This window comes from Dethiosulfatibacter sp. (assembly GCF_983023055.1).
Map to the genome: position 1 here is coordinate 1 of NZ_CEZJXU010000354.1, position 2,804 is coordinate 2,804.

Below are 2,804 nucleotides of genomic sequence, written 5' to 3' on the forward strand. Positions count from 1 at the left end.
TTAAGTGAAAACGCCCTTGATGGAATCTTGTCGAGAACCTTCTTCATCATCTCGTGGGGAAAAAGTTCAGGAGCCATTTCCCCTGTGCTTAGTCTTGTTATGGTATTGTCAAACTCCAGCATGTTTATAGTCTGTATAGTTGGTTGATTAGCTTTATGTATCCCCGATTCAATGTATCTGTTCCATTCAGGAGTATTGCCGGAAAGCATCATAGACCATGTATTATTGACTATCTCAGAGCCCCTTCCATACTTTCCTTCAATGATTCCCAAAGAAATGAGCTCTGAATAAGCTTCAACAATTGTGCTTCTATTGACAGATAGCAGTTCTGCCAACTTTCTCTGTGATGGAAGCTTCTGTCCTGTAATCCAATCACCCTTTATTATTTTCATCTTTATATATCCAAGTATTTGGTCTGTTAATGGTACCTTGATGTTTCTATCTACTGAAAATTCAAAATCCACTGTACCCCGTGATTTCTCACTCATTTGTTTTGTGTTGCCAACCCTTTCAAAAAGCCTTTTAAATATTCGTCACTACATCTTTTATAATGCTTGTGTCCTTCTTTTCTGAAAAATGTTGTAAGATCCCCTTTTGAAACATAAATACCAGATTCTTTAAACAAATCTACCATGTCATCATTGGTTAGGGAAAATGCTATTTTCAGTTTCTTAAGCATCACATTATTGACACTTTTACGGCTCTTGATAGCAAGTGGTGGCTTTTCAGATTGACCTTCTTTGGGCTCCTGCTTTCCTCTTTTTAATATGATAAACCCGTTTAAAAAAGATTCCAAAGCTACATCATCACACTTAAGGTATTCTCCCATAGCAACTGCAGCACTGGTTTCTTCGACACTGCTATATTCAGTAACCTTAAACATCTTTAATAATTCAGCTTCAGTTATTTCAAAATCTCCAAGATTAAATATCTCCACCATGTCCATTGTTTCCATATTAAGATTATCTCTTAATTCTATCATTATCTCATTATTGTTCATCAGTACCTCTCCTGTTTCTTTTTTATTTACTCAATTATAACACACTATGAAAACAAAAAAACAATTAGACTCTACAAAAGTGATCTAATTATGATAGAGGTGATGAAATGAAAAAGACTATTTTTCTAATAATCTTTTTACTTGTACTAGTTTCCGCTCTATTAATACTAAATCTTTTTTCAGATATAAATAGAGATGCTGAATTAGAAGATATTCCTCTTCAAGAATCCGGCTTCATGAAACTAAAAGAAAGAAATCCAATTATTTCGAACATTGAAACCGACATATTCAGAGACAGCATAATAGATGTAACTTCAAAAAAAGACAGTATCCCACCTATTGACAATCCCGTATATTCAAGTGTTAGTATAGCTGATGAATATCTTAATGACACAGACAAGGTATTTATCTACGAAGCAACCGAAGGTGTATTTTTTTTATCCTCAAAGAATACTGGTTTGGCACGAAATAGTTAATGAATTTATTGATGACGAGTGGGTATCAATAACCTATTGTCCTCTAACAGGGTCAACAATCTGTTATTCTGGAAATGATGGCATTTATAAAAACAATAATTTCGGTACATCTGGACGTTTATTGAATTCAAATCTTGTAATGTACGACAGGACATCTAATTCTTTCATCTCACAAATACTAGGTACTGGTTTGAACGGAGACATGAATGGAGTTTCACTTAAAGCAAGACCTATTCATTGGGCTGAATGGAGTAAGGCTAAATTAAATTTCCCTGATGCAATTGTTCTTACAACTGAAACCGGTTATTTGAGAGACTACTATACTGATCCATATGGAACATATGAAAAAGAAGATAAAAATTCCTTCATTGTAACCATAATAAATACTCCTAGCATTCGATAAGAATTTTGTATTTAATCTATAGGATAATCGGAATTTGTCAAGCTAGTTGTCACATAAACTCTATTTTTTCAAAAACATTTAAGCCATGATTATATATTTGACTTCACATTCTCAAGAAGATTGTCCTTTTTGAATTCTTTACCAATCAATGAAATAAATAGTTCTGAAGCCCTTGAAAGATAACCGTTTACATTTGTTGTAATGCAAATGTACCAGAAGGGATAGTATTCCACATTGATATTGTAACAGTCTACTTCCTTAATTCCTGATATGAGTTCAAGATAGAATTCGGGAAGAATGGTGACACCAATGCTTTGTGCTACAAGCTCTTTTGCAGTGGTGAAGCTTCTTGTTTTCATAATGCCGGAAGGAGATATTTTGGCATTGTGGAAGATAGAATCCACTATCTGTCTACTTCTCTGCTCCTTGTTTCCAAGTATGAAAGTTTCATTTTCTAGATCTCTAATATCAACATAGGGCAAGTCGTTATTACAAAGTGAAAGGGCTTTGCCCTTGATTTCATGATCTGGTCTCGTAACAAGGAGGAATCTGTTTTTAGCTATCTTTGTGTACTTGAGATTTCCTTTGATATCAGGTTCTTCTTTTGCAGATTTGTGCATTACAGCAAAATCCACAGAACCTTTTTTTATCTCTTCCTCCAGCTCTGTGGAGTTTTTTTCTGTGAAATTGAATTCTATGTTTGGTGCAAGCTTCTTGAATTCAGGGAGAATTCGAGGCAAAAGGTATGAAGCTATGTATGTTGTTATTCCAATATTAAGGCGTCCCTTTTTCAGGTTGTTGATGTCACTTACTTCTATTTCAAAGTCATTATAAGATCTCAATATATCGCTGGCTACCTGACAGTATCGTTCTCCTGCATAGGTCAGCTTTAGGCCCCTATTTGTACGGGTAAACAGTTTGACTC

The 2,804-nt window shown here is 34.6% G+C and carries 5 protein-coding genes; 2 read left to right on the top strand and 3 right to left on the bottom strand.

Going from position 1 to position 2,804, the window contains the following annotated elements:
* Both AC3AX0_RS10885 and AC3AX0_RS10890 read right to left on the bottom strand, forming a co-directional pair.
* The coding region (locus tag AC3AX0_RS10885; RefSeq protein ID WP_487550312.1) for a GntR family transcriptional regulator at positions 1–488 on the bottom strand (488 nt) is incomplete at its 3' end.
* Complete coding sequence (locus AC3AX0_RS10890) at positions 485–1,000, bottom strand: YehS family protein (RefSeq protein ID WP_487550313.1); 516 nt, start codon at positions 998–1,000, stop codon at positions 485–487. The genes AC3AX0_RS10885 and AC3AX0_RS10890, both read right to left, overlap by 4 nt.
* Positions 1,001–1,107: 107 nt before the next feature.
* Between AC3AX0_RS10890 and AC3AX0_RS10895 the strand changes: the two genes are divergently transcribed.
* A complete protein-coding gene (locus tag AC3AX0_RS10895) occupies positions 1,108–1,476 on the top strand; it encodes a hypothetical protein (protein ID WP_487550314.1) in 369 nt (122 codons plus the stop codon).
* A complete protein-coding gene (locus tag AC3AX0_RS10900; RefSeq protein ID WP_487550315.1) occupies positions 1,388–1,879 on the top strand; it encodes a DUF3179 domain-containing (seleno)protein in 492 nt (163 codons plus the stop codon). Before AC3AX0_RS10895 ends, AC3AX0_RS10900 begins: the two co-directional genes overlap by 89 nt.
* 89 nt (positions 1,880–1,968) lie before the next feature.
* On the opposite strand, the gene AC3AX0_RS10905 is transcribed toward AC3AX0_RS10900, so the two are convergent.
* Positions 1,969–2,804 (bottom strand): LysR family transcriptional regulator substrate-binding protein (locus AC3AX0_RS10905; protein WP_487550316.1); only part of this gene is annotated, 836 nt, incomplete at its 5' end.